Below are 26,054 nucleotides of genomic sequence, written 5' to 3' on the forward strand. Positions count from 1 at the left end.
TACGATTAATCGTATGCTTTTTATGTTTAATATTTAGGCTTAAATGTATGACAACAAGTCTCTACACTCGTTGCTACAGAACTTTCTAGCGTCTCGTTTGTTAAAACAGCAGCTGTATATGAATCATTTTCAGTTTGACCAGTTTCATCTGCATCAGGCTGAACGATGATCGCACTTGCTTGACAAAAGTTACCTTGTCCCCAAAAAGAACAGTTGGAAACAGAACATCTTACTTCTGGCATAAAACCCCCTCCTTATACATTAGTGTGGGATTTTACGCCCATTTCATGTGTAGAAGGAGTTTCCTTTTCTCGTTACTTTTTCGTTTGCTCAAGCCATTCTTTTAATTTGTCTTTCGGCTGTTCACCACTAATACGGCTCACTTCTTTGCCATCTTTAAAATGAATGATTGTTGGTGTACCTTGAATTTTATATTCATCCCAAGGAGCATCTAATTTTTCAATATCCATAACTTTCATATCAACGTTCAAGTCTTTAGCCATTGGCACTACGACAGGAGATAATTTTTGGCAATGAACGCAAGATGTTTGATAAAAGTATACTGTTTCTTCTTTTTTCTCTTTTAAATTCTTTTGAAGATCTGAAAGAGAGATTTTATTTGTGTAGTAGTCAGGACCATCTGTTTGACTACCAGTAGCATTATCAATTTTTTGGCTAGTTGAAGCTTTTTTTTCTTCCATTTGTGTTACAGCGAAAATTGCCGCAAACAAGGCGATAATAATACCACCAAATATAAGCATTTTTTTCATTCTTTCATCTCCTTATTTGTTTTTGATGACAATAAAGCTACAAACAGCGATTGTAATAAAGCCGATAAGTGCTAAAAACGGGATTGTCACAAAGCCGAACCAGTTTATGTATTCTCCCGTACATGGTACACGTCCACAAGCTGCCCCAGCAGCTGAAAATGCTGCGACTTTTTGAATTGCATAGTGATATAAAGAAATACAAGCACCAATAGTTGCGATTGGTAAAGAATAATTTGCGATGCGATAGTCTTTCTTTGCCACAGCGATACCGAGCCATAAAACGAATGGATACATAAAAATACGTTGATACCAACAAAGAACACAAGGCTCAAATTTCATGATTTCGGAAAAGTACAGACTTCCTAGTGTAGCGATAAAAGAAGCTCCCCATGCGGTAAGTAAAGCATATTCTTGCTTTTTTTCTCGTCCCATATTTTATACCTCTCTTATAATAGTTACATACTAAATTATAGTATGAAGTGGTATGGAAAAGAAAGAAAAAATATGTTTATCAATAAAAGTTTTATAAGGAGAAACTTTTATTGATATAAATATTTTAAAAAAGCGCCATTCTCCGGAAGAGAATAGCGCTATAGTTTACATTTGAATTTGTTCTACTTCTTCTACATGCGACTTTTGGGATGCGTGGTCAATATATTGAAATAGGAGCTGCAATTGTTTATCAACTTCTGGGAGTTCTTTACTGTATTGATAAGCGTGTAAAAAATGCTCAATACGCTTAGAAAATAATTGATCGTTCGTTTGAACCATGAGAACGAGTAATTTATCCCAATTACAGCAATACGTGTAATAGAGAGCTTTATCATAGTCGTTATATGTTTGCACTGTGTACCCTCCTTACCGAGAGTTATATATAGTGTGTGATAAGTAAGGAGAAATACACTTGAAAGAATTTGTTAAGAAAAAAAGTGAATGAAAAGAAAAAACGAGGAGTTTCCTCGTTTTTTAAGCTTTTGGCATTGGCGTAGGTGTTGGTTTACCATAGCCTTCTTTGTATTTATTATCGATATAGTTACGAATTTCAAGCGTTGATTTTCCTTTTTGTTTCATGGAAGCAGATTCAACTGCGATTTCTAGGCAATTGACGCAAGTCGTTGCATGGGAGTCCCAAACAACTTCACCATTCTTTTTAATTTCACGAATAAAGCAGTTTTTATTATTTTTATGTCCTACACTTTCACCGCAACCACAATAGCATGGAATCCAATCTAATAGCTCTGCATTTTGTCCAGCGACGGTGTAGATATCTTTCATTTGTGGATCAAGCTTATCTAGGAAGGTCGGAAGTGTGTCGACTCCTTTTGTTTTCTCTTGAATGTCAGCTTGCTGAGTGTGCGATGCGTGGTCATGTTCTTCTTTTTTTGATTCAGAAGATTTTTGGTCATTTGTACCAGTACTTCCGCATCCAGCAAGAATTAAGCTTAGTACTGCAAGTAAAGAAAATACATACTTTTTCATTCGCTTGTCCCCTTTACAAATGTATTAATCAAATTGTATCAGAGATTACGGTGTATCGGTTGAAGATTTTTTCGACTGATTTTTGAAGCGCCATCTTAGCGAATGGAATAGAAATAAAAGTGGGATATAAGCGTATACAATATATAAACCCGCTTGAGATAGTACGGTATTTAATGTGTTGATACTTTCACGGTTTGTGAAAAATAAGGATGAAATAAAAATAGCTGCGACAAAAAATGGAAGTGTGATTTTAAACGGTATGTGAAAAGATCTTTTACTAATGCAACAAGAAGACCAAATGGTTAAACAAAGATTAGGTAAAATAATAAGATACCATATGAAAATAATGATGTACTCAAACCTTTGGATGAAAGGAACCTTTATAATTTTTAGCATCGTTAATGTTGGCCAAATTGTATGATGTAGTTGCCCTTGGCTATAGTACATGAGGGAAACGATGGCCAGTATTACGTATAGAATCGTTGTAAAGGCAATACCACCATGCGCCCATTTATTTAATGATTTTCCTTTTTTAATAAATGGATAAAAAACAAGAATTGCTTCAAATCCAAGAAATTCTAATGCAGATGCTTTCGCTGCAGTTAGAATATCTAAAGGTGAATGAGTGAGAATTGGGAAAATGTTACGGACATGTGCATATTTCATTGGGAAAACTAAGAAAAATAGGACGAAAATCGGTATGATAACGCCCCAAAAACATATTCCTGTTACAGAACGAAAACCGCCTCTAATTATGTAATAAGCTACAAGTAAAAATAGTAAAGTCAATTTCCACGGTTTAATTGTAGGAAAGACCCAAACTTGAATAACTTCAATATATGTACGAAGAACAGTAAGGCAAAATAATAAAAGGTATGCGGCAAAGCATACTGAAAAAAATGTTCCAATCCACTTTCCGAAGCATGTCGTATGGATATTCATTAAATCATTATCCTTTTCTAACATTTTCAGCATGCAAAATAACACGATATGAGTTGCAATACCAGCGATAATAAGAGAAATCCAAGCATCATAACCGGCAAATTGCGCAATAATCCTTTGGTATCCTAGTACACCGACTCCAATTTGAAGAGAGTGTAATAGAAGGAATGTGAAATAGGGGGAAACTGTATGTGTTTTATCTTGTCCAGTCATGATAGCACCTCACTATTCTCCAATACCAGATTGTACGACATTAATCTTTACGTTGACAGCAACGTCTACGTTAGGATACATGTCCTGAATTTGTTTCATGCTCCATTTTCTTGAGTGACTACGAATTTCTTCACGTATCCCAATTGGATCGATTTTTTTTTCTTGGAATGTTTGTATTAATTCGTTTAAATCCTTCTCAAGTTTTTTTTCTACATGTCTTTTTACGTAAGTTACATTTTCGCTCTTTGATAAATCAAGCCAACTGGGAGCATTTTTTATTAGTCCATTTAAATTCAGGTGAATGTAAACTTTCGGAATGTCACCGGCGTCGGAAAGGGAACAAACACTATTTCCAGATAAGTTTTGGGTCGCGATTAAGCCTTTATGTTTACCTTGACGTATCGGAACTTCGTAACGCCCATTTTTAGTTGGATTAATGAGTAATTTAAATAAAAAAGACCTTTTCTTATCTGTATACATAACCACTTTATCCTTTTTTAAAAATGCGAGCCCTTTAATGGAAGCAGATTTGTCTTCTGATAATTGAATGTAAGGCAGAAATGGATCGTATCCAGATGAATAGAAGTTATATAAAAAAATATTTAAAGCTGTCCGAGGGATTGTCTCGTTTTTTATGTTTTGTTCCAGTAATTCAGATAGATATAGCGATCCGTTTGTTTTGACATGTTTAAGTAATTCTTCTGCCGAACCATCCACAAGTGCTAGTTGCACATCTCGGCCAATGTTAGGATCACGTTGTAAGTTGTTAATAACATCTCCAATTCCACGTTCACCAAATGCCTTTCCAAATAGAACCACACGCATTTGACCTACAGCGATTGTATGTGGCGATTTGGCGTTTAGAAGGGAAGATATTGTTTCAATTGTACCTGCATGAGTTGATTGAGTTTCTGGTTTAGATTGTACTCCTTTTGTGTAATCTGGATATAAAATTGTCCCGCGAAATTTTTTATCTTTCATTATATCGAATCCACCTACGTGAATTATTCGCTGTGTATCGACTATATTTGCTTCTGTACAACCAGATTGGAAAATTAAAATGATAATGAAAAAGCATAATAAAATATTTTTCATTTTTCCTCACCATCGCGTTTTTCTTTCGCCTTGTTTGGATCATAGCGCCATTTCTTTTTCGGTCTTAGAAAAGAAGCTCGTCCTGCAGTTTGACTAAATGGAAGGCGAAGAAGTCCTTCAGCTGTACCTAATCCGCGAAATGGGTATAAAGGTAATAAATAAGGTGATCCAAGTGATTTTAAGCGAATTAAATGAGCCAATATGAATACAAATCCGACGATAAGACCTACACCACCAAATGCTCCAGCTAAAATGATGAGAGGGAATCGTAATATCCGGATAGTAGAAGACATTTTTACTGTTGGTGTTGTAAAAGAAGCTAGTGCTGATAAAGCAACTGCAATTAATAAAATGTTACTCGTTAAAGCAGCTTGAACAGATGCTTGGCCAATTACAATCCCGCCAACGATGCCGATTGTTTGTCCAACTTTTGTAGGTAATCGTGCTCCAGCTTCACGGAGCAATTCGATTGTGATTTCTAAAAAAAGTGCTTCTAAAATGGGCGGAAAGGGTACATTAGCTCTTGAAAAAATAATCGGACCTAGTAAATCCACAGGAATCATTTGATAGTGATACGTTAATACAGCTGTATAAATAGCTGATGAAAATAGCGAGAATGCTGCTCCGAAAAAGCGAACTAATCTAAGAAATGAGCCAGCTATCCATGGTAAATAATAATCTTCTGGAGAGACGAAGAAATCGAGTAATGTTGCTGGTCCAGCTAATGCATATGGTGAACCGTCGGTTAAAATGACAACCCCCCCATTAAGTAATGCATAAACGGAGCGATCTAAACGCTCTGTAGGGAGTAAAACAGGGAAGGGAGAGTTACTATTATCACTAATAAACTGTTCAATCATAGTTGCATCGAAAGGGTAATCAAAATCAATATCTTGTAGCCGTTGCATTGCGGTGTTAATATGCTGTTCATTTGTAATTCCTTCGATGTAAGCAACTACGATTTTGGTTTTTGACATAGAACCAACGCTAACTTCTTTGAAGATTAATTGCTCGGTTACGATATTTCGGCGTAATAAATGTATATTTATATCAACATTTTCAACAAAACCAACTTTAGGGCCAATAACACTATATTCATTTTCCGTGTCATTTACTAAACGAGTTCCTAAAACGGTACTTTCAGCGCGTAGAAGTGCATAAGCTTCTTGCTCTGAACCTTTTTTTAGCTGTAATAATACGTATCCACCTAATAATTTTTCACGAATATCATCAATGGAAGGAGAGATGATGATGTCTTCAATAGATACAATATTTAAGATATCATCAATATGTTGGATCTCGTCCAATTTATCTTTTATAGGTGCTAAAATGAATCGTTTAATAATAAGTGATTCTACTGTCGATTTATAATAAAACAAACATAATGTCCCATCTTCTATAACGTTAGAAGAAGAAAAGTCGCTGGATTCTTTCATAGCATGAATAAACTCTGGGACAGAACAGACGGTTTGTTTTTTCTTTTTTGATGTTAAACGAAACATTTTTGCACCCCCTAATATATCATTTACTTGTGTTAGTTTTTGGGAAAGACGGGAATTTATACTTAAAAATTAAAAGTTTATAAAGAAAAGGAAGAGTAGTGAATACCTCTTCCTTTTTGGCGTGTTAATTTGTTTTCGTCTCTTTAATAGACTTCACTAATTTCATCATTTCCGCTCGTATATCTTCTCTTTTTACATTTAATTTTTCGGCAATTTGTTTAATGTCCATTCCGTCTTTTTTCATTTTTAATACATCATCAAGAGGGGTATTGCTTTTTTGAGAGATGATTGTTAACACAGTAAGATGACGCAATTTGATGTTATATTCTTTCATTTTTTGCTTTAACTGATCCGGTGTGGATTTTTGCATAGTTGCCAACTGTTGTAGTAGTGCTTGTTTTGTTTCTTTATTCATATGATGTTTTTTCAGCTTACTTGGATCTACACCGAAATGCTCGGCTGTTTTCTCCCAAGATTTATTTTGCTTATAGTAAGCTAAAACGTCTTTTATTTCTTTATTACTAATTCTTGCAATATGAGCAGCTTTCCAAATTTCATGTTTGTTATAACCGAGCTTTTTTAGCGACTGCATTTCTTCTTCTAAAATTGGTTTATGGTGATGCATTGTTACTTCTTTCGGTGTGGCAGCAGAAGCGGGGAAGATAATTGCTCCGCATAATAATGCTGCCATAGTCATACTTACCGCGATTTTTTTGTACATGTAAACTCCTCCTAGATGGATAGTGTGGAAAACTGTACACATATCATTTCCATAAAATGTGAAATACTTGTGAACAAGTTAAGTTTTTTTATTCACAGCATGGAATGATGTTTTTAGAAGTTTTCCAACATAAAACATTGATTAATAGTAAAAAACTAAGGTATAATCGAAATTGAAAATCAATATCAATACTGAAGATAAACTTATACATATAGATAAAAATAAGGGAGAGATAAATATGACTACATATACTTCCATCGCTAATGTGATTAAAGAAAGGCGCTCTGTTCGTACATTTACAGACAAAGCAGTAGAAAAAGATTTATTAATTGAACTATTAAACGATGCAACATGGGCACCAAATCATAAGCACCGTGAACCATGGAATTGTAAACTATACATCGGAGAAGGCCGCAAGAAATTAGTAGATGCAGTATTAAACTCTTTCACAGAAGAAGAAAGAGCGAAACGCGGTAAAATTTTATCAGATCGTTTCTTAAGCACGCCTGCACAAATCGTTGTATATATAAATGAAGATCCGCGTCAAATTCAACGTGATGAAGATTACGCTGCAACATGTGCATTTATGCAAAACTTCCAACTTCTTGCTTGGGAACGCGGATTAGGTTGCGTTTGGAAATCAGGCGGATTAAACTACAATCCATTATTTATAGAAGGAATCGGTTTAACAAGAGGACAACGTATCGTTGGAATTCTTCATATCGGCTATTTCGATAAAGCGCCAGAAGGAAAAGCTCGTACTCCGATTACGGAGAAGATGGAGATTATTGAAGGTTAATAGATGAGACATTCTCGTTTTTGCGGGGGTGTCTTTTTATTATGCAATCAATCCTCATGAAAGCTTGTTTTTCATCATACACTTTCTTAAGGGAAAGTGTAAGGAGGGAAAATAATGAGAGCGAGTGACGATAAAGCACTGCAATATGCGATTGCGGAAATTACGGAAATTGCGACTGGATTTGGGCTTGATTTTTATCCGATGCGTTATGAAATATGTCCAGCGGAAATTATTTATACATTTGGTGCATATGGGATGCCGACAAGGTTTTCACATTGGAGTTTTGGAAAACAATTTTTCAGAATGAAATTACAATACGATTTGGGACTTAGTAAAATATACGAACTCGTTATTAACTCTGATCCATGTTACGCCTTTTTATTAGATACGAACTCTTTAATTCAAAACAAATTAATTGTCGCGCACGTTTTAGCACACTGTGATTTCTTCAAAAATAATATTCGTTTTTCAAATACGAAGCGAGATATGGTAGAGAGTATGGCGGCAACAGCGGACCGTGTGAAAGCGTATGAGCATAAGTACGGAAAAGCAGAGGTAGAAACATTTTTAGATGCCGTACTTGCCATTCAAGAGCATATTGATCCGTCGCTTATGCGTCCGAAGCTCGCATGGAGTATTGATGATTTAGAAGAGGACGAAGTAGAAAAGAAAAAGGTTTCGCAATACGATGATTTATGGAATTTAGATAATCGCAATAAAAAGCAGGAACGTTCTAATGTGCGTAAAAAGAAGAAAATCCCACCACAACCAGAGAAAGATTTACTTCTCTTTATTGAAGAATATAGCCGTGAGTTAGAAGATTGGCAGCGTGATATATTAACGATGATGCGCGAAGAAATGTTATATTTTTGGCCGCAGCTTGAAACGAAAATCATGAACGAAGGCTGGGCGTCCTACTGGCATCAACGCATACTTCGTGAAATGGACTTAACATCTGATGAAGCAATTGAATTTGCGAAATTAAATGCAGGTGTTGTACAGCCATCAAAAACAAGTATTAATCCATACTACCTCGGTATTAAAATGTTTGAAGATATTGAAGAACGGTACAACAATCCGACTGAAGAAATGAAGCGACGAGGCGTAAAACCAGGATCTGGCCGTGATAAAATGTTTGAAGTACGCGAAATTGAATGGGACGTATCGTTCCTAAGAAACTACTTAAATAAAGATCTTGTTATGCGAGAAGATATGTACTTATTCCAGCGCCAAGGAAAAGAATATAAAGTAATAGATAAAGAATGGGAAAATGTGCGTGATCAACTCGTAAATATGCGGACAAATGGTGGGTTCCCGTACTTAGTAGTAGAAGATGGAGACTACTTAAAGAACGGAGAATTATACATTAAACATAGTTATGAAGGAATCGAGCTCGATTTAAAATACTTAGAAAAGGTATTACCATATCTTCATCAACTATGGGGAAGAACGGTGCATATGGAGTCCATTGTGGAGAGTAAGGGCGTTGTGTTTTCTTATGATGGGAAGATGGTGCATCGGAAGTATGTGTGAGGGGAAGAACGGACATAGGATACTGTGTCCGTTCTTTTTTATTTAAAATAGGAAAAATATGCTATTCTTGAAAAAAGGGAGTTACATAGAGAAATGGAGAGGTTCAAATGAGCAAAGTAGGGGTATGTAAGGTGGATATTACGCCGCCTATAGGTATTGATTTTGTCGGATATCATAGAGAGACAGGCATAAATAATGTTGAAGAACGTATTTATGGAACGGTTTTTGTATTTGAAAAAGATGAAATGAAAACTGTGTTTATAAGTATTGATAATATTGGAATGTTAGTAGAAGATACGAATATGATTCGTGAGCGAGTAGCAAGTAGGCTTCATGTGCCATTTGAGCGAATAACTGTTGTTTATACACATACACACTCTGGGCCGGAAACAGTCGGTGATCATCCTTTAGTAAAGTCGTATAAAACGATTTTAGTAAATAATGTAGTGCATGGTGCTGTTACTGCTAATAAAAACTTGAAGCGATGTGAAGTTGGCTGGAGTGTTACGACAAGTGATATTGGGGTCAATCGAAGAGAGAGAACATCTGATGGAAAAGCGAAGATGGGAACAAATATAGATGGTGTTGTAGATAAACGAATTGGTATGTTAGCAATAAGAGATGCTGAAACGAAGGAGTTATCTGGGGTTTTAGTATTTTGTACTGCGCATCCGAATGTTTTAAAAGGTGATAGTGATGAATTATCAGCGGATTATCCTGGAATGACGAGAGAGATTCTAGAGCGGATAGTGAACTGCCCTGTTATTATCGTTCAAGGTGCCGCTGGAAATGTGAATGCGAAATATCGCGGTTCAAGGGAAGCGTTAAAACAAATGGCTTACATACTTAGTGGACATGTATTAACGATGTTACCAACAGTTACATATAGTCCAATTGTAAAACTAAGGACAGTTTCAAGTACGATGCAAATGAAGTTGAAGGATATTCCTGAATTTGATGAGATACGAAGCATGGCTCGATTAGCCGAGAAGCAGTGGGGTGTGAATACGGACGAATGGCTTACTATCGTATTAGAGAAATATAGGCAAGGTATTCGGCGGTTAAGTATTGATTTAGAAGTGCAACTGTTTCAAGTTAATGATGGGATTTTCTCTGGCATACCGATGGAACCATTTTCAGAAACGACCCTAGAAATGAAAGAAATCCTTCAAAATGAATTAGTTTTCTTTGGTGGATATATGAACGGATATCTTGGTTATTTACCCACAAAAGACGAATATGCATATGGCGGATATGAAGTAGAATTAAGTCCTATTGTGTATGGAACAGTTACAAATTTGTTGATGCCACCGGGAGAGAATACTGCGGATCTGATTGTGAAGAAGGTTACGGGTTTATGTAATAAAGTGAACCTTTAATGAGACAAATTTTTGAACGCAGAGTAAAGAATATGACTAATTGTGTGATTTTGTTAAGTCAACGTAATTAATAATGATTATCATTATTAATTACGTTGACTTTTAAAAAAAGAAAAACTAGAATTTATAAAGGGATCTTCAATTGTTCGCTATCATTTGTATAGGAGGTAAGTTATGGTGTATAGCTTTATTTCTATAAGATGTAGGTTGGCTCTTTATAGTTTTGGTGTTCTTTTTATCTTTTTTTGTATAGTATTTTTGGTGAATCAAAAGGTGTATGCAGAAGATGTACCGTGGACATCAGTTTCAAATGAGGGAGAACGTGTACTTTTTCAAGAACAATCTTTGTATAGTAATGATCGAAGGGGAGAAGATCTTGTTTCGCCTTCATTTGAAGGGCGTAAACATGGTAGGGAAGATTGGGGAGCCTTCTTAGAAAATACGAAGTTAAATTATTCACTTAACATTCTTACCTATTCTGTTATAGGAATAGATGATCGAATACGGGTTAATGATACAACTTCATATCCGTATAGTGCCGTAGTCCATATAGCAACTCAGTATAATAGTGGAGAAATTTATGGATGTACAGGAGCACTAATTAGTAAAGATACAGTGCTGACAGCTGGACATTGTATTTACAATAAAGAAATTGGTGGATGGGCAACAAATGTTATTGTAACTCCAGGACGTAATGGAGGACAAGCACCGTATTTACCTTATAAAGGAACAAAACTTTACTCGGTAAGTGGATGGACTGATAACGAAAATTCAAATTATGATTATGGAACGATTAAATTAAATGGGTCTCCAGGAGATTATACAGGTTGGTTTGGATATAGAACTACCTATGTAGAATCACCAAAAGGTTTACTTGCGGTGATTCCTGGATATCCAGCTGATAAAATAGGAAATGAACGTTACACAATGTGGAGAGATTATGGTCCAATTGAAGATGTTAATCCTAGCAGACTAACATACAAGATTGATACTTATGAAGGGCAAAGTGGATCACCTGTATATCATTATTTTGATACAGGTATCAAAATAATAGCCATTCATACAAGAGGGAATAAAAATATGAATTTTGGAAATCGGATAACAGACAATGTATTTAATAATATTAAAAGATGGTCTGAATAAATATAGTAAATCCATTTGGATTCATTTTCTTAGACTTTGGTATTTAAGAAATTTAAGCGAAATATATTTAACTTCAAGTGAAACTATTGAGTTTGGAAATTTAAATGTAGGTGTAGTTCAGTTATCTAAAACAAGTATGCCCTCATACTACACCATCTTTAGGTATTGATGTAATAGTAAAGAAAGTTATAGAACAGAGCTATATGAAAAAGAACTTGGAAATATCTAAGTTCTTTTTTGTTTCAAATTTGTGAAAGAAAGACATATTGATTGAAATTAAATTTTTTATAATTTATCATATACCCGTACAGGTATAGGTTTTATATGTGTGATATATGAGGGAATTAAATAATAAATAGTATGGAGGTTTGACATATGTCCAGAAAAATAGTTGTAGTAGGCGGAGTTGCCGGCGGGGCATCAGTAGCTGCAAGGCTTCGTCGTTTAAGTGAAGAAGATGAAATTATTATGGTTGAGCGCGGTGAATATATTTCATTTGCAAATTGTGGATTGCCATATTATATTGGCGGTGTTATTACAGAAAGACAAAAGTTATTAGTACAAACTGTTGAAAGAATGTCGAAGCGTTTTAATTTAGATATACGTGTATTGAGTGAAGTAGTAAAGATTAATAAAGAAGAGAAAACAATTACGATAAAGAATGTAACGACAAATGAAACATATAACGAGGGATATGATGTGTTAATTCTTTCACCAGGGGCGAAACCAATTGTTCCATCTATCCCGGGTATTGAAGAAGCGAAGTCGTTGTTTACGTTACGGAATTTACCTGATACAGATCGTATTAAAGCGTATATTGATGAGAAGAAACCACGTCACGCGACGGTTATTGGTGGCGGATTTATTGGAGTGGAAATGGTTGAGAATTTAAGAGAACGCGGGATTGAGGTTACTCTTGTAGAGATGGCAAATCAAGTAATGCCACCAATCGATTATGAAATGGCAGCATATGTGCATGAGCATATGAACAAGCACAATGTTGAGCTTGTTTTTGAAGATGGTGTAGATGCATTAGAAAAGGGCGGGACTGTTGTACGTTTAAAAAGTGGTTCAATTATAGAGACAGATATGATTATTTTAGCAATTGGTGTACAACCAGAGAGTAGTTTAGCGAAAGATGCAGGATTAGCATTAGGAGTTAGAGGAACGATAAAGGTAAATGAGAAATTTCAAACATCTGACCCATATGTATATGCAATTGGTGATGCGATTGAAGTGAAAGATTTTGTTACAGAAACAGAAACGATGATTCCTTTAGCGTGGCCAGCTAATCGTCAAGGTCGCATGTTAGCAGATATTATTCATGGTCATACGGAGTCTTTATATAAAGGTACGATGGGAACTTCTGTGGCTAAAGTTTTTGATTTAACAGTTGCTTCGACTGGAGTAAATGAGAAAATATTAAAACGATTAAATATACCCTATGAGGTAGTACATGTACAGGCAAATTCTCATGCGGGATACTATCCGAATGCTACGCCAGTGCTAATAAAATTAATCTTTAATAAAGAAAGCGGAAAAATTTACGGAGCACAGGCTTTAGGGCGTGATGGAGTAGATAAGCGTATCGATGTTATTGCAACGGCAATGAAGGCAAATTTAACTGTAATCGATTTACCAGATTTAGAATTATCATATGCCCCGCCGTATTCTTCTGCAAAAGATCCAGTAAACATGGTGGGGTATGCTGCAAGTAATATAGTAGATGGTTTTGTGGACACAGTGCAATGGCATGAAATAGATCACATTGTTGAAAATGGTGGGTACCTTATTGATGTTCGAGAACCTAATGAACTAAAACAGGGAATGATTAAAGGCTCTATTAATATTCCGTTAGATGAATTACGTGATCGATTGGATGAAGTACCAATGGACAAAGAAATATATATCACTTGCCAACTTGGTATGAGAGGGTATGTTGCAGCGCGTATGTTAATGGAAAAGGGATATAAGGTGAAGAATGTAGATGGTGGTTTTAAGTTGTATGGGACAGTATTGCCAGAACGTGTTGTATATTGATATTTTTCATCTTCTACTTCAAGATTTAGTGAAAGATGAAAACCTATAGATTAAGGTTTTAATTTTTGTTTCGCGAACATATAAGACAAAAATTAAAAATAGGGGTTTACAAAATACCCTATAGGGTATAATATATTGTCATAGGTTAGAAATGGTGACATAATGGTAATGAGGTGATTATAGAATGGAATATAATCAAGATATGAAAAATAGATTGAAACGTATTGAAGGTCAAGTTCGTGGTGTGCTTCGTATGATGGAAGAAGGAAAAGATTGCCGAGAGGTTATTACACAGTTAACGGCATCTCGTTCTGCCCTTGATCGTACAATTGGACTCGTTGTTGGAACGAATTTAGAGCAATGTTTGCGTGAACAGTTTGAAAGTGGTAATGGTTCAAATGAAGAGTTAATTAAAGAAGCTGTTCAATTACTTGTAAAAAGCCGATAATCTGTCAAACATAAGTGTTGACAGATTTTCAAAAACGTTTTAATATACCCCTACAGGTATATGTATATGAATTGTGGAGGAATCGATTATGAGTATAAAAGTGGATATGAGTTTAGATTGTAAAGGTTTGGCTTGTCCGATGCCTATTGTGAAAACGAAGAAGGCGATAGAAGGGTTAGCACCAGGGCAGGTGATTGAAGTTAAGGCAACAGATAAAGGATCTACGGTAGATATAAAAAGTTGGGCGGGTAAAGTAGGACATCAATATATCGGGACGAAACACGAGGGTGATGTATTGGTGCATTATGTTAGGAAAGCAAACGAGCATGAAGTGAATGAAGTTGTGAAATATCCACATACAATTACGAATGGAGAATTACAGTCTATATTGTCTCATGGGGAAGAGAGCATTGTATTAGATGTTCGCGAAGCAGCGGAATTTGCTTTTGGCCATATTCCATTCGCCATTTCGGTGCCATTAGGTGAATTAGACAGCGCAGTGTTAGATGAGACGAAGCAAATTTATGTTATTTGTCGAACTGGTAACCGCAGTGATATAGCTTGCCAAATGTTGAATGAGAAAGGTTATTTAAATGTGAAAAATGTCATTCCAGGTATGGTAGAGTGGCAAGGGAATATAGAGAAGTAAATTTTTTTGAACGAAAATATACCTATGGGGGTAATTAAATGAATGTTAAACCGTTACAAGCAAAAGATGTGGCAGAGAAAGTGTTATTCGGAGAGTTATTTATTTTAGATGTTCGCAATGAGACGGATTATGAAGATTGGAAAATTGAAGGGAAACAAGTTTCTTCTATTAATAAACCTTATTTTGACTTATTAGATGGTGTAGATCATATTGTAAGTGAATTACCTAAAGATAAAGATGTTTTAGTAGTATGTGCAAAAGAAGGGTCTTCTATATTTGTGGCAGAGCAATTAACAGAGGTTGGATTACAAAATATTTATTATTTAGCTGGTGGCATGAAAGCTTGGAGTGAATATGTGAAGCCGTTAAAAGTAGGGGATGTACAGGGGGGAGGAAGTATATATCAATTTAATCGTCTTGGAAAAGGCTGTTTATCTTATATGGTTGTTTCTAATGGTGAAGCAGCAGTTATTGATGCAGTAAGAACGGTTGAAGCATATGAGGAGTTTGCGAAAGAGCATGGCGTTACGATTACGAATGTAATGGATACACATTTACATGCAGACCATATTTCCGGAGGACGTAAGTTAGCGGAAAAGGTAGGTGGTACGTATTGGTTACCACCAAAAGATGCAGAGGAAGTTGTTTTCTCATACGAACCGCTTGTTGAAGGATCTGTTATTACGGTGGGGGGTACTAAAATTGTAATTGACGCATTATACTCACCAGGGCATACGATTGGAAGTACGTCATTCATTGTAGATGATTCTTATTTATTATCAGGCGATATTTTATTTGTAGATTCAATTGGGCGTCCTGATCTTGCTGGTAAGGCTGAAGATTGGGTGAGTGATTTAAGAAATACGTTATATACACTTTATAAGGAACTGTCTCAAGATTTAATTGTTTTACCAGCTCATTATTCAAAAATAAGTGAAATGGATGAAAGAGGCGTTGTGAGTGCGAGCTTACAAGATCTATTTAAAGAGAATGTAGGATTAAATATTGCTGATGAAGTGGAGTTTCGTAAAACTGTGACAGAGAATTTACCACCTCAGCCAAATGCATATGAAGAAATTCGTCAAACGAATATGGGGAAAATTCATCCGAGTGTGGAAGAAGAGCGTGAAATGGAGATTGGCCCAAATCGTTGTGCAGTGCATGAGTCATTATAAAAATAACAAATTGGAGGAATTAATGATGAATATAAAACAAGTATTAGATGCGAAGGATTTAGCATGTCCGATGCCGATTGTAAGAACGAAAAGAGCGATGGATACTTTACAATCGGGCGAAGTGTTAGAAGTACATGTAACGGATAAAGGGTCAATTAAGGATATTCCAGCGTGGGCAAACAAAACTGGTCATGAAATCGTAAAGCATGTAGAAGAAGCTGATGTGCTGAAATTTTGGATTAAGAAGGCGTAGGAAAAAATGTTGTTATAAATGCAGAGAGGGTGGTTATATGAACACAATAGTAAGTACGCTTTTCATTGTACTTGCTGCATGGTTTGTTATTTCACGATTTTTACCAGTGAAAGGTGTGCAAAATATCAGTGGAAAAGAATTAAAGAATATAGTGGAAAAAAAGGGGAAACAACTTATCGATGTTCGTACAGTAGGTGAATATAGAGGAAATCATATGAAAGGATTTCAGAATATCCCGTTAAATGAGTTAGCTAGTAGAGCAGGTCAGTTAGATAAAAATATGGAAGTAATCGTTATTTGCCAAAGTGGAATGAGAAGTAAGCAAGCTGCAAAGATGTTGAAAAAACTAGGGTTTCAGCAAGTAATAAACGTTTCAGGTGGTATGAATGCTTTGTGAGGAGGGACTTTAAAATGAAAGAAATGACAGCAAAAGAATTAGAAGAAAAATTGTTACGTAAAGAAGTAGTAAATATCGTAGATGTCCGTGAAGTAGAAGAAGTAGCAGAAGGAAGAATTCCAGAAGCATGTAATATTCCGCTAAGGCTATTAGAGTTTCGAATGCATGAGTTGGATAAAAAGAAAGAGTATATTATCGTTTGTCGCTCTGGCGGAAGAAGTGGAAGAGCAGTTCAGTTTCTAGAGAGCTACGGTTTTCAAGCAATCAATATGGTAGGTGGTATGTTAGCGTGGGAAGGTAAAGTCATATAGTGAAGTAAGTGATTTGGGCCTTTTTATAAACAAGTAAATACCCCTATAGGTAATTGGAGGGAGAACAATATGGAACAACAGAAGAAAACGACAATCGTGTTATTTAGCGGAGATTACGATAAAGCGATGGCTGCTTATATTATTGCAAATGGCGCAGCGGCGTATGATCAAGAGGTAACTATTTTTCATACTTTCTGGGGATTAAATGCTTTAAGGAAAGATGAACATGTGAATGTAAAGAAAACATTTATAGAAAAATTATTTGGAAAAATGATGCCACGCGGTGCTGATAAGATGGGATTATCCAAAATGAATTTTGCTGGCATGGGGCCGAAGATGATTAAAGGCATTATGAAAAAACATAATGCAATGCCTTTGCCAGATTTAATTGATTTGGCGAAAGAACAAGGAATTAAACTTGTAGCTTGTCAAATGACAGTAGATTTATTAGGGTTAAAAGAGGAAGAGATTATGGAAGGGGTAGAGTTTGCAGGTGTAGGGGCATATTTAGCAGATGCTTCGGATGGGAATGTAAACTTATTCATTTAAATCACCTTCTTTTTAGAAGGCGGGGGATGTAAGATGAGCTTAGTCGTATTACTTTTTATAATTGGGTTTATAGGATCATTTATATCAGGAATGGTTGGGATTGGTGGCGCGATTATTAATTATCCGATGATCTTATACATTCCAGTATTGCTAGGATTTACTGGCTATACGTCACATGAAGTGAGCGGTATTACAGCGGTACAAGTATTCTTTGCAACTTTTGCAGGCGCGTGGGCATACCGGAAAAGTAATGACATGAATAAAACGTTAGTTATGTATATGGGAGCTAGTATATTAATAGGAAGCTTCATAGGGAGTTTCGGTGCTAACATATTAGAGGAACATACAGTCAATGTTGTTTATGCAGCATTAGCTACAATTGCAGCTATTATGATGTTTGTACCGAAACAAAATAATAGTGGAGATGTGAAGTATAATAAATGGTTAGCAAGCTTGTTAGCGTTCGTTGTAGGGGGAGCTTCAGGCATTATAGGAGCTGGAGGTTCGTTCCTTTTAGTTCCCATTATGCTAGTTATTTTAAAATTACCACTGCGCATGACGATCGCGACATCTATCGCTATTACGTTTATTTCCTCAATAGGGATTACTACAGGAAAAGTGATTACTGGGCAAGTAGTTATCATTCCAGCTCTAATTATTGCGGTTGCCAGTATATTTGCTGCGCCACTTGGAGCACGAGTCGGGAAGAGGCTAAATCAAAAAGTACTGCAATATGTATTGTCCACTTTAATTGTAGGCACTGCTGTTAAAATGTGGATCGATATGATATCAAAATAAAAGGATGGTGCTGCTTACAGCCCATCCTTTTATTTATTGCCCGTAAACCTAACGGATTATAGTTTTACTTTATGCCCAAATAACTTTCATTAAGTTTTTATATTCGTCATTTGCTAATTTATATAGCATTCTCGTATGTTCAAAGACAAGTGCTGGATTAAAGTTTGGTTCTGAGAATGCAAGAGATGCTGAAATATCAATTGCATTTTGCTTGTTTAATGTGAATTTTGCAAAGCGATAAGATGTGTTTAATTCATTAATAACATGTAAAATATCATTTGTTGATGTTGCATCAGGCACGTGAGCAACATTGAAGCAGTATATATCTACCGTAGGATGTTCGTTTTGGAAAGCAGCGATAAGTTGAATTTTTGCGCCAGCTTCTGTCTCTAATCCTACTGAAAAATGAACAGATCCATCATTTTCATCTATATTTTCTTCCATGTATATATCGTTGGATTTTAAGTAGTCTTTAAAATCTGAGATGTTATGTTTTACTGCAGCTTTCATATGTATGAGCCCCCTGATAATTGGAATAGATTGCTACTATTTATTATAATTTAAAAATATTAAAAAAGATAGTTAGAAAGTTCTGATTTTTGATTCTGAAGAAATAAAAAGAAGCAGTACTCTACCTCCATAGAGTACTGCTTCTTTATTATTCATTGTCGTTAGACGATGTTTCTGTATCTTCACTGCTATTTTTGTTCTTATTTTTCACTTCATTGTTACTTGATTCGCGTTCACTTGAATTTTCAGACTTAGATTCTTTTGTCTTTTTCGAATCAGAGTCTGAGTCAGACTTTGTATATGCAGGTAGCCCAAGATGAGTACGAAGTTCATTTGTAACATTAGCTAATTCTTTTTTATCTGGATTGTAGTAGTAAGTTCGACCACCACCAGCAGATTTGCTACATGTATCGTCACCTTTTGCCATATAGCAATCATCACCTTGGATTTGTAATTTCTCAATTTCCGAATCCGATCCATATTTATAGAATGAAAGCATATCATCAAATGTTAAGTTTGTAACGAATTGTCCGTTAATATCATCAATGATGTTGCCAACTTTTGTTACGGAACCAACACTTGTTAGTTTCTTTAAAATAGCCTCGATAACGAGTTGTTGACGTTGTCCACGCATTGCATCGCTATCGATGTGTCTTGTTCTAGCAAGAGCAAGAGCTTCTTCGCCATTTAACTTTTGAACACCTTTTTCTAGATGAATTGCCTCAGCATTATCATTGCTATCTTGCTCAGTAAATTCAACTGGTACATCAACTTCAACACCGCCCAAGTCATCGACGATTTTTATAAATGATTTAAAGTTAAATTTCACAAAATAATCGACAGGAACATTCATTAATTTTTCAACTGCATCAATGCTTGCTTGTGGTCCACCATTTTTTCCGTTTTTAGCAGAACCGAATGCATGAGCGTGTGTAATTTTATCTTTTTTCTTTTCTATTGGGATATAAGTATATGTGTCACGTGGGATACTTAATAGTTTAACAGTTTTGCTATCTTTATTAAATGTTGCAAGTAAAAGCGCATCTGTTCTTATAGCTTCACCATATTCTTTTCCTCGGACATCGCTTTCATCAACACCCATTATTAAAACAGAGACGTTATTTGTAATAGGTTTTACAGCTTTATCTCGTAAATCAGATTTATCACCGCGTGCTAAATCGTGTGCGGCATTTCGAACAGCAGAAGATGCTTTATTTACTAAAAACCAAGTATAACCGCCGCCTATTAATAAAACGAATAGTATAGCGCTTATAATAATTTTTATTTTTTTCTTATTTTTTTTCGGTTTACTGCGTGTATTTTCTTGCAAAGATGGGTTTTGCTCCATTTCTTGTACTCCTTCATTTGGATTGAAATACGACACTCATATCCACTTATTATAATGAAATTTAGCGAAAAAAAACATTACAAATCATTTACATTTCGTAAAAATTCAATTTATTTATAAAAAGTCAGATTTTCTATATATTATTTTGTAGATGTAGAATAAGTATAAGGGCTATTAGTAGAAATGAAAATATATATTATGAGAAAGCGATAGGGAAGTAAGATTTGTTGAAATATATCCAAGAAGAAATGAGTAAGCTTACCTATTTCTTCTATATAATAAAGAAGAATTTGACGGATAAAGGAGAGAGCATAATGAATCATACATCATTCCGAGCAATCGTTGTGAACGAAACGGAAAATCATCAGTTTGTAAGAAAAGTTGTTGAGAGAGAAGTAAGTAGTTTACCTGAGGGAGACGTATTCATACAAGTTCATTATTCTTCATTAAATTATAAAGATGCCCTTTCAGCTACTGGTAATAAAGGGGTTACGAGAACATATCCTCATACGCCAGGAATTGATGCTGCAGGAGAAGTTGTGAGTAGTGAAGATAACTCTTTTAAGGTAGGAGATCAAGTTATTGTAACGGGATATGACTTAGGGATGAATACTTCTGGTGGTTTCGGAGAATATATTCGCGTGCCATCATCTTGGGTCGTGCCTTTACCAGAAGGATTGTCATTAAAGGAAAGTATGATGTATGGGACAGCAGGTTTTACTGCGGCTTTGTCGGTATATAAGCTTATTGGAGCAGGAATCAAGCCTAGTATGGGAGATGTTTTAGTAACGGGTGCTACAGGCGGCGTAGGGAGTGTAGCTGTTAGTATATTAAGTAAGTTAGGGTTTAACGTAGTAGGAGCGACAGGGAAAATGGAAGAGGAACAGATGCTACTACGTCTAGGAGCGAAAAAAGTGATTCATCGCGCGGAATTGAATGATGAATCAGGAAGACCGATGTTAAAAGGGATATACGCCGGAGTTATCGATACTGTAGGTGGACATATGTTAGAAACAGCTTTAAAAACAGTAAAGTATGGTGGTTGTGTAACGACATGCGGTAATGTGGCAGGCCAGGAACTACAAACCACGGTATATCCGTTTATTTTACGAGGTATAAGCCTTTTAGGGGTAGATTCCGTGCAATGTCCAGTGGATGTGAGAAGAGATGTGTGGACGCTTTTAGCGAATGAATGGGGAAATAAAGAGTTACTATCTTATACAGAAGAATGTACATTAGAAGAATTAGAGAAGAAGTTTACACTTATATTGCAAGGAAAGTTAAAAGGAAGAACATTTGTTAAAATATAATAAGAAAGAGACGCTTAAGTTAGCGTCTCTTTCTTATTATAATGATTGTTTTAAATTGATTTTTCCTTGTTCGCCTAAAACACCGTCAGCGATATTTACAGCGTGATCGCCAATGCGCTCTAAGTTACTTACCATATCGACGAAGATGATACTTGCATCACCTGAACAGCTGCGTTCGTTTAGACGTAATACGTGACGTTTACGAAGAACACGTTCCATTTGGTCGATTTTGCGTTCTTTTGCAATAACAGTTTGAGCTAGTTCAGTATCGAAGTTTGTTAAAGCTTCAACTGAGTCATGCAGTGTTGAAATCGTTAATTCTAGCATTTCGTTTAACTCAGCTAATGCTTCGTCTGATAGTGAAACACGGTTTGAAATTTGGAAATCTACAAGTTCTACAAGGTTTTCTACATGATCACCGACACGTTCAATATCTCCAACAACACCTGCTAAAACAGAATGTTTTTCAGAATCCGTAGGTGAAAGTGGCTTTTCTGATAGTAAAACTAAATACTCGGTAATTTTTTTATCTAAATTGTTAATAGCTCCTTCTAATTGAGTAGCCATGTCAGCGTGTTTTTTATCTTGTGTGTTTAAAAATTGGTTTGCTTCTTTTAATCCGTGTAATGAGAACTCAGCCATACGGATAATCTCTTTTTGAGCTTCTGTTAAAGCAATGGCTGGAGATTGTTCAATAAAGATTGGATTTAAATGTTGTGGTTTGAAGTCGATAGCTGCATCCTCACCACGAATGATTTTTGTTACAATCCATGCTAACACTGCAATGAACGGGAATTGAATGATAGTATTTGTTACGTTAAATGTTCCGTGTGCAAATGCAATAGTCATTTCTGGATTCAAGTTTAATGATGTTTGGAAGTATTGAATTAAACTTGTAAATGGTACTAATAAAATTGTAAAGATGATTGTACCAACGATATTAAAGATAACGTGAACTAATGCTGCGCGTCTTGCTGCAATTGAAGTACCGATTGCTGCTAATACAGCTGTAATTGTTGTACCGATGTTATCACCGAACAATACAGGAAGGGCAGCTTGTAAATCGATTGCACCTTGACCGAATAGTTCTTGTAAAATACCGATTGTTGCACTTGAACTTTGTACAATTAAAGTAAAGACTGTGCCGACAACAATTCCTAAAATTGGATTATCACTCATGCTAACTGTTAATTCTTGGAATGATTCTAAAGAGCGAAGAGGTTTCATACCTGTGCTCATTAATTCTAAACCGAAGAATAACATACCAAAACCGAATATAACTTGACCTAAAGAATGTACTTTTTTATTTTTAAAGAAGAATAGTAAGATTGCTCCAACTGCCATAATTGGAAGAGCATATTCTCCGATTTTAATTCCGATAATAAATGCAGTAACTGTCGTACCGATGTTTGCACCCATAATAACACCGATTGCTTGTCTTAATGTCATAAATCCGGCACTTACAAGTCCGACTGTTAAAGCGGTTGTTCCTGAACTGGATTGGATTAATACAGTAACTAACATACCTGCTAATACACCCATAAGTGGGTTTGTTGTAAAACGATCTAGAATATCGCGAAGACGATCTCCAGCTGCTTGTTGCAGTCCATCGCCCATGTATTTAATCCCGAATAAGAAAATACCTAATCCACCAATGAACTGGAAGATCATATCTTGAACATTATATTCCACGCATTCCACTCCTTAAATTTCATGTACGATGTAATTATTAACTGAACCTTGAGTCACTGTAAACGGTTTGCTAGTAAAATTTACACTAAATTTACAAAGGGAATAAAAGTTTACAAACACTTAAAGAAACAGCTGTATTTTATTGGTTTTCATCTTGTATAAATCTTAATTTTGTAAAGAAATCACACTTTTTAGAATAATGTTGTTCAGTTGAATATCAAGGAAAGCGTCTGCGAGTTCATCGTATATTTTTTGATGAAATTTTAAAAAATATGTAGGAAAATGCATGTAGTTTTATAACAGCAAAACGAGGGAAAACAATTTTTTAATAAGATAAAAAAGCTACTGATTTATCCAGCAGCTTTTTCCGTGTTTTTATCGCTATGCTTTTGTTTTCTTATGCTTGTAATATAAATGAAGAGAAAAGCAATAAGTAATAGAGAGGAGTAACGATATACAGTTGCATAGTTTGTAAAATGAGCAATAAATCCAAATATAATCGCTCCAGCGCCGATTCCAAGGTCAAATGCGGAGAAGAATGTAGCCGTTGCTACGCCGCGTCGATGCGGTGCTACGCGGTCAATCATCCATGCTTGTAGTGCAGGTTGGATCGCTCCAAAACCACTTCCGTAACATGCTGCAGCAATAATTAAGCTCGGAATTGTCGTCGTATACGACAATAAAATAATACCTGTAAACGTTATAATAACTCCCGGAATGATGACGAATGTATGGCCTTTTGCATCATATAGCTTTCCAGAGAATGGACGAGTTACAGCGATTGCTAGTGCGTTACATAAAAAGAAGAGGCTAATATCAGCTATGCCGACTTCTGTAGCAAATAGTGTGATAAAACTTCCGATTCCTCCGTACATTAATGTAATACATAATATTAATAATGAAGGAAGTAAAGCTTTACGCTCAATAAATCCATCGAGAAAAGTACTAGATGATTGTTGTGGAGGCTGTTTCGTTTTTTGGATTTGAAGTAGTTTCGTTAATATTAATGAAACAATTGTGCACGATAATGCACATAAAAAAAGAATTGTGAAGTTATATGTTTGCATAAGCCATAGTCCGATAAGTGGACCGAGGGCCATTGCAATTGTTCCAGAAAGACCAAAATATCCCATGCCTTCTCCGCGGCGAGCTGAGGGAATTAAATCAGAAACGACAGTCCCATATGTAGTCGTTGTAATACCGAAACCAGCTCCGTGTAAAATACGAACAGCAAGCAAGAGAAAGATTGTTGAGGCGAAAAGGTAACTGCCCATAGCGAGTAAACAAATAGCAGTACCGATCATTAAGATGATTTTTTTATTAAATTTTTGCAAGGCGTTCCCAGTTAGCGGTCTAACAAAAAGTGCCGCAACGGTAAACATGCCGACAACCAATCCGATATTGGAACTTGTGCCACCAATTTCTTTCACATAAACAGGTAAGGTTGGAATTAACATTTGAAACCCTAAAAACATACATAAGTTTGCAAAAATTAAAGCAACAAACTCTTTTGTCCATAACGGTTCTCGTTTTACGAGTATTGCTTCTCCCATATATTCATCCCCTATATAAAATTTTCTCTTTTCTTTCGAGTATATGTATTGGCCAATGCAACAGTCAAGGAAGGTGTCTTGAAAACGGATAACAATTTTTAAGGTGAAAAACTGACAAATTTGTGTAAAGGCTACACAACTATGAAAAAAAGATGTAAAGTATAGATGTATAGACTTGTAGGTGTTAAGAATGATAGAAATTGTTTTTTCTTTAAAGAAAGCGGATTCAAAGGAGTAGTGAACAAGAAGGGGATATATACTTTTTCACTACATATATTTGAAAAGGTTTACAATATGATGAAGAAAGAGGCGTGTACATATGAGACGATTAGGTATTTCTATTTATCCAGAACATTCAACAGTAGAGAAAGATAAGGAGTATTTAACATTAGCAAGTAAATATGGGTTTACACGTGTGTTCACATGTTTATTATCTGTGGATGGAGAAAAAGAGAAAATTATTGAAGAATTTAAAGAAACGATCTCACATGCGAATGCATTAGGGTTCCAAGTATTAGTGGATATTAGTCCATCTGTTTTTGAACAATTAGGTATTTCGTATAATGATTTATCATTCTTCCATGAATTGGGTGCGTACGGTATTCGTTTAGATGTTGGTTTTTCAGGATTAGAAGAATCAATTATGACTTATAATCCGTATGGTTTGAAAATTGAGATTAATATGAGCAATGGTACGAAGTATGTAGATAACATTATGAGTCATAGACCAAATCGTGAAAATTTAATTGGTTGTCATAATTTTTATCCGCATCGTTATTCAGGGTTATCATACGATCATTTCATTAAATGCTCGAAACAATTTAAAGATTACGGTATGAGAACGGCTGCTTTTATTTCATCATTTGATGCAACATACGGACCTTGGCCAGTAACAGAAGGGTTATGTACATTAGAGCAGCATCGTGAATTACCGATGACAACACAGGCGAAACATTTATTCGCGACGGAATTAATTGATGATGTTATTATTGCAAACGCATATGCGTCAGAAGAAGAATTACAAGCACTAGGTGCATTAAATAAAGAGAAACAAACATTTGATATAGAAATATATGATACAACGACAGAACTAGAAAGAATTATCGTATTAAACGAACCACATTTTTATCGCGGAGATGTATCTGAATATATGATTCGTTCTACACAAAGTCGTGTGAAATATAAAAAAGAAGAGTTTAAACCTCATAATACGCGTGAAATTAAGCGTGGGGATTTATTAATTGATAATGAACAATATGGTCAGTATAAAGGCGAATTACAAATTGCATTAAAAGATATGGTGAATACAGGAAAAACAAATGTAGTTGGTCGAATTGTAGAAGAAGAGATTTTCTTACTAGACTATTTACAAGCATGGGATAAATTCGGATTTACATTAAAGAAATAGAGAGAATATAAAGGGGAAAAACTACTGATTTCAGCAG

At 35.5% G+C, this 26,054-nt stretch carries 28 protein-coding genes; 15 read left to right on the forward strand and 13 right to left on the reverse strand.

The window, feature by feature from the left end:
* Window positions 1–26: 26 nt before the first annotated feature.
* The 9 genes from IBT51_RS21685 to IBT51_RS21725 form a co-directional block, all read right to left on the reverse strand.
* Complete coding sequence (locus tag IBT51_RS21685; RefSeq protein WP_001115481.1) at window positions 27–242, reverse strand: DUF1540 domain-containing protein; 216 nt, start codon at window positions 240–242, stop codon at window positions 27–29.
* Between the two features lie 72 nt (window positions 243–314).
* The gene (locus IBT51_RS21690) at window positions 315–770 is read right to left on the reverse strand and encodes a thioredoxin family protein (RefSeq protein WP_016082775.1); all 456 of its coding nucleotides are present in this window, start codon (window positions 768–770) and stop codon (window positions 315–317) included.
* Window positions 771–782: 12 nt separating this feature from the next.
* A complete protein-coding gene (locus IBT51_RS21695; protein ID WP_000532261.1) occupies window positions 783–1,202 on the reverse strand; it encodes a disulfide formation protein C in 420 nt (139 codons plus the stop codon).
* A 165-nt stretch (window positions 1,203–1,367) separates the two neighbouring features.
* On the reverse strand, window positions 1,368–1,616 hold the full coding sequence (locus IBT51_RS21700; protein WP_001195459.1) for a YhdB family protein: 249 nt from the start codon (window positions 1,614–1,616) through the stop codon (window positions 1,368–1,370).
* Window positions 1,617–1,736: 120 nt separating this feature from the next.
* Window positions 1,737–2,249, reverse strand: a complete 513-nt coding sequence (locus IBT51_RS21705) for a PCYCGC domain-containing protein (protein WP_000761026.1) — start codon at window positions 2,247–2,249, stop codon at window positions 1,737–1,739.
* A 45-nt stretch (window positions 2,250–2,294) separates the two neighbouring features.
* Window positions 2,295–3,404: a GerAB/ArcD/ProY family transporter gene (locus IBT51_RS21710; protein ID WP_088022322.1), complete on the reverse strand. Its 1,110-nt coding sequence runs from the start codon at window positions 3,402–3,404 to the stop codon at window positions 2,295–2,297.
* Between the two features lie 12 nt (window positions 3,405–3,416).
* The gene (gene gerYC, locus IBT51_RS21715; RefSeq protein WP_088022320.1) at window positions 3,417–4,499 is read right to left on the reverse strand and encodes a spore germination protein GerYC; all 1,083 of its coding nucleotides are present in this window, start codon (window positions 4,497–4,499) and stop codon (window positions 3,417–3,419) included.
* Window positions 4,496–6,001, reverse strand: a complete 1,506-nt coding sequence (gene gerYA / locus IBT51_RS21720; RefSeq protein WP_029441671.1) for a spore germination protein GerYA — start codon at window positions 5,999–6,001, stop codon at window positions 4,496–4,498. The genes gerYC and gerYA overlap by 4 nt, the downstream gene beginning before the upstream one ends.
* Window positions 6,002–6,125: 124 nt before the next feature.
* Entirely contained in the window at window positions 6,126–6,722 is a 597-nt protein-coding gene (locus tag IBT51_RS21725; RefSeq protein WP_200458780.1) for a hypothetical protein, read from the reverse strand.
* A 238-nt stretch (window positions 6,723–6,960) separates the two neighbouring features.
* Between IBT51_RS21725 and IBT51_RS21730 the strand changes: the two genes are divergently transcribed.
* The 13 genes from IBT51_RS21730 to IBT51_RS21790 all read left to right on the forward strand — a co-directional run bounded on the left by IBT51_RS21730 (window position 6,961) and on the right by IBT51_RS21790 (window position 18,196).
* The gene (locus IBT51_RS21730; protein WP_000214819.1) at window positions 6,961–7,521 is read left to right on the forward strand and encodes a nitroreductase family protein; all 561 of its coding nucleotides are present in this window, start codon (window positions 6,961–6,963) and stop codon (window positions 7,519–7,521) included.
* Between the two features lie 114 nt (window positions 7,522–7,635).
* Entirely contained in the window at window positions 7,636–9,054 is a 1,419-nt protein-coding gene (gene spoVR, locus IBT51_RS21735; RefSeq protein ID WP_048564410.1) for a stage V sporulation protein SpoVR, read from the forward strand.
* 107 nt (window positions 9,055–9,161) lie between these two features.
* Entirely contained in the window at window positions 9,162–10,433 is a 1,272-nt protein-coding gene (locus IBT51_RS21740; RefSeq protein WP_200458781.1) for a neutral/alkaline non-lysosomal ceramidase N-terminal domain-containing protein, read from the forward strand.
* A 174-nt stretch (window positions 10,434–10,607) separates the two neighbouring features.
* Window positions 10,608–11,576 (forward strand): trypsin-like serine peptidase, encoded by a 969-nt coding sequence (locus IBT51_RS21745; protein ID WP_200458782.1) that lies wholly within the window; start codon window positions 10,608–10,610, stop codon window positions 11,574–11,576.
* Window positions 11,577–11,951: 375 nt separating this feature from the next.
* Window positions 11,952–13,616: a CoA-disulfide reductase gene (gene cdr, locus IBT51_RS21750; RefSeq protein WP_200458783.1), complete on the forward strand. Its 1,665-nt coding sequence runs from the start codon at window positions 11,952–11,954 to the stop codon at window positions 13,614–13,616.
* Window positions 13,617–13,800: 184 nt separating this feature from the next.
* On the forward strand, window positions 13,801–14,064 hold the full coding sequence (locus tag IBT51_RS21755; RefSeq protein WP_000456206.1) for a metal-sensitive transcriptional regulator: 264 nt from the start codon (window positions 13,801–13,803) through the stop codon (window positions 14,062–14,064).
* A gap of 88 nt (window positions 14,065–14,152) precedes the next feature.
* Complete coding sequence (locus IBT51_RS21760; RefSeq protein WP_200458784.1) at window positions 14,153–14,713, forward strand: sulfurtransferase TusA family protein; 561 nt, start codon at window positions 14,153–14,155, stop codon at window positions 14,711–14,713.
* A gap of 38 nt (window positions 14,714–14,751) precedes the next feature.
* Window positions 14,752–15,888: an MBL fold metallo-hydrolase gene (locus tag IBT51_RS21765; protein ID WP_078401228.1), complete on the forward strand. Its 1,137-nt coding sequence runs from the start codon at window positions 14,752–14,754 to the stop codon at window positions 15,886–15,888.
* 22 nt (window positions 15,889–15,910) lie between these two features.
* Window positions 15,911–16,141, forward strand: coding sequence for a sulfurtransferase TusA family protein (locus tag IBT51_RS21770; protein WP_029441679.1), 231 nt, complete (start codon window positions 15,911–15,913; stop codon window positions 16,139–16,141).
* A gap of 37 nt (window positions 16,142–16,178) precedes the next feature.
* Window positions 16,179–16,538, forward strand: coding sequence for a rhodanese-like domain-containing protein (locus IBT51_RS21775; protein WP_064532576.1), 360 nt, complete (start codon window positions 16,179–16,181; stop codon window positions 16,536–16,538).
* A gap of 14 nt (window positions 16,539–16,552) precedes the next feature.
* On the forward strand, window positions 16,553–16,849 hold the full coding sequence (locus tag IBT51_RS21780; protein ID WP_161114504.1) for a rhodanese-like domain-containing protein: 297 nt from the start codon (window positions 16,553–16,555) through the stop codon (window positions 16,847–16,849).
* 69 nt (window positions 16,850–16,918) lie between these two features.
* Window positions 16,919–17,398: a DsrE/DsrF/DrsH-like family protein gene (locus IBT51_RS21785; RefSeq protein WP_044783307.1), complete on the forward strand. Its 480-nt coding sequence runs from the start codon at window positions 16,919–16,921 to the stop codon at window positions 17,396–17,398.
* 33 nt (window positions 17,399–17,431) lie between these two features.
* Complete coding sequence (locus IBT51_RS21790; protein WP_000060742.1) at window positions 17,432–18,196, forward strand: sulfite exporter TauE/SafE family protein; 765 nt, start codon at window positions 17,432–17,434, stop codon at window positions 18,194–18,196.
* A 69-nt stretch (window positions 18,197–18,265) separates the two neighbouring features.
* Here the strand turns inward: IBT51_RS21790 and IBT51_RS21795 are convergent, their stop codons facing one another.
* Both IBT51_RS21795 and IBT51_RS21800 read right to left on the reverse strand, forming a co-directional pair.
* Window positions 18,266–18,706, reverse strand: coding sequence for a hypothetical protein (locus tag IBT51_RS21795; RefSeq protein WP_000642361.1), 441 nt, complete (start codon window positions 18,704–18,706; stop codon window positions 18,266–18,268).
* A 148-nt stretch (window positions 18,707–18,854) separates the two neighbouring features.
* Complete coding sequence (locus IBT51_RS21800) at window positions 18,855–20,054, reverse strand: LCP family protein (RefSeq protein WP_000437406.1); 1,200 nt, start codon at window positions 20,052–20,054, stop codon at window positions 18,855–18,857.
* A gap of 314 nt (window positions 20,055–20,368) precedes the next feature.
* Between IBT51_RS21800 and IBT51_RS21805 the strand changes: the two genes are divergently transcribed.
* Window positions 20,369–21,364: a YhdH/YhfP family quinone oxidoreductase gene (locus IBT51_RS21805; protein WP_200458785.1), complete on the forward strand. Its 996-nt coding sequence runs from the start codon at window positions 20,369–20,371 to the stop codon at window positions 21,362–21,364.
* Between the two features lie 36 nt (window positions 21,365–21,400).
* Here the strand turns inward: IBT51_RS21805 and IBT51_RS21810 are convergent, their stop codons facing one another.
* Together IBT51_RS21810 and IBT51_RS21815 are read right to left on the reverse strand one after the other, a co-directional pair.
* A complete protein-coding gene (locus IBT51_RS21810; RefSeq protein WP_088022305.1) occupies window positions 21,401–23,056 on the reverse strand; it encodes a Na/Pi cotransporter family protein in 1,656 nt (551 codons plus the stop codon).
* Between the two features lie 350 nt (window positions 23,057–23,406).
* A complete protein-coding gene (locus IBT51_RS21815) occupies window positions 23,407–24,609 on the reverse strand; it encodes an MFS transporter (RefSeq protein ID WP_000503255.1) in 1,203 nt (400 codons plus the stop codon).
* Window positions 24,610–24,928: 319 nt separating this feature from the next.
* On the opposite strand from IBT51_RS21815, the gene IBT51_RS21820 reads away from it, so the two are divergent.
* The gene (locus IBT51_RS21820; protein ID WP_001253349.1) at window positions 24,929–26,017 is read left to right on the forward strand and encodes a DUF871 domain-containing protein; all 1,089 of its coding nucleotides are present in this window, start codon (window positions 24,929–24,931) and stop codon (window positions 26,015–26,017) included.
* The last annotated feature ends 37 nt before the right edge of the window (window positions 26,018–26,054 follow it).

It is taken from the genome of Bacillus sp. S71 (assembly GCF_016625265.1).
GTDB lineage: Bacteria > Bacillota > Bacilli > Bacillales > Bacillaceae_G > Bacillus_A > Bacillus_A cereus.

Coding starts and splice junctions, on each gene's coding strand:
- IBT51_RS21695 (WP_000532261.1), bottom strand. CDS start 1,202: ATGGGACGAGAAAAAAAGCAAGAATATGCTTTACTTACCGCATGGGGA.
- cdr (WP_200458783.1), top strand. CDS start 11,952: ATGTCCAGAAAAATAGTTGTAGTAGGCGGAGTTGCCGGCGGGGCATCA.
- IBT51_RS21820 (WP_001253349.1), top strand. CDS start 24,929: ATGAGACGATTAGGTATTTCTATTTATCCAGAACATTCAACAGTAGAG.
- IBT51_RS21705 (WP_000761026.1), bottom strand. CDS start 2,249: ATGAAAAAGTATGTATTTTCTTTACTTGCAGTACTAAGCTTAATTCTT.
- IBT51_RS21770 (WP_029441679.1), top strand. CDS start 15,911: ATGATGAATATAAAACAAGTATTAGATGCGAAGGATTTAGCATGTCCG.
- IBT51_RS21690 (WP_016082775.1), bottom strand. CDS start 770: ATGAAAAAAATGCTTATATTTGGTGGTATTATTATCGCCTTGTTTGCG.
- IBT51_RS21730 (WP_000214819.1), top strand. CDS start 6,961: ATGACTACATATACTTCCATCGCTAATGTGATTAAAGAAAGGCGCTCT.
- IBT51_RS21800 (WP_000437406.1), bottom strand. CDS start 20,054: ATGGAGCAAAACCCATCTTTGCAAGAAAATACACGCAGTAAACCGAAA.
- IBT51_RS21685 (WP_001115481.1), bottom strand. CDS start 242: ATGCCAGAAGTAAGATGTTCTGTTTCCAACTGTTCTTTTTGGGGACAA.
- IBT51_RS21710 (WP_088022322.1), bottom strand. CDS start 3,404: ATGACTGGACAAGATAAAACACATACAGTTTCCCCCTATTTCACATTC.
- IBT51_RS21805 (WP_200458785.1), top strand. CDS start 20,369: ATGAATCATACATCATTCCGAGCAATCGTTGTGAACGAAACGGAAAAT.
- IBT51_RS21780 (WP_161114504.1), top strand. CDS start 16,553: ATGAAAGAAATGACAGCAAAAGAATTAGAAGAAAAATTGTTACGTAAA.
- IBT51_RS21785 (WP_044783307.1), top strand. CDS start 16,919: ATGGAACAACAGAAGAAAACGACAATCGTGTTATTTAGCGGAGATTAC.
- IBT51_RS21760 (WP_200458784.1), top strand. CDS start 14,153: ATGAGTATAAAAGTGGATATGAGTTTAGATTGTAAAGGTTTGGCTTGT.
- IBT51_RS21795 (WP_000642361.1), bottom strand. CDS start 18,706: ATGAAAGCTGCAGTAAAACATAACATCTCAGATTTTAAAGACTACTTA.
- IBT51_RS21725 (WP_200458780.1), bottom strand. CDS start 6,722: ATGTACAAAAAAATCGCGGTAAGTATGACTATGGCAGCATTATTATGC.
- IBT51_RS21745 (WP_200458782.1), top strand. CDS start 10,608: ATGGTGTATAGCTTTATTTCTATAAGATGTAGGTTGGCTCTTTATAGT.
- IBT51_RS21765 (WP_078401228.1), top strand. CDS start 14,752: ATGAATGTTAAACCGTTACAAGCAAAAGATGTGGCAGAGAAAGTGTTA.
- IBT51_RS21740 (WP_200458781.1), top strand. CDS start 9,162: ATGAGCAAAGTAGGGGTATGTAAGGTGGATATTACGCCGCCTATAGGT.
- spoVR (WP_048564410.1), top strand. CDS start 7,636: ATGAGAGCGAGTGACGATAAAGCACTGCAATATGCGATTGCGGAAATT.
- IBT51_RS21790 (WP_000060742.1), top strand. CDS start 17,432: ATGAGCTTAGTCGTATTACTTTTTATAATTGGGTTTATAGGATCATTT.
- gerYC (WP_088022320.1), bottom strand. CDS start 4,499: ATGAAAAATATTTTATTATGCTTTTTCATTATCATTTTAATTTTCCAA.
- IBT51_RS21815 (WP_000503255.1), bottom strand. CDS start 24,609: ATGGGAGAAGCAATACTCGTAAAACGAGAACCGTTATGGACAAAAGAG.
- IBT51_RS21775 (WP_064532576.1), top strand. CDS start 16,179: ATGAACACAATAGTAAGTACGCTTTTCATTGTACTTGCTGCATGGTTT.
- gerYA (WP_029441671.1), bottom strand. CDS start 6,001: ATGTTTCGTTTAACATCAAAAAAGAAAAAACAAACCGTCTGTTCTGTC.
- IBT51_RS21755 (WP_000456206.1), top strand. CDS start 13,801: ATGGAATATAATCAAGATATGAAAAATAGATTGAAACGTATTGAAGGT.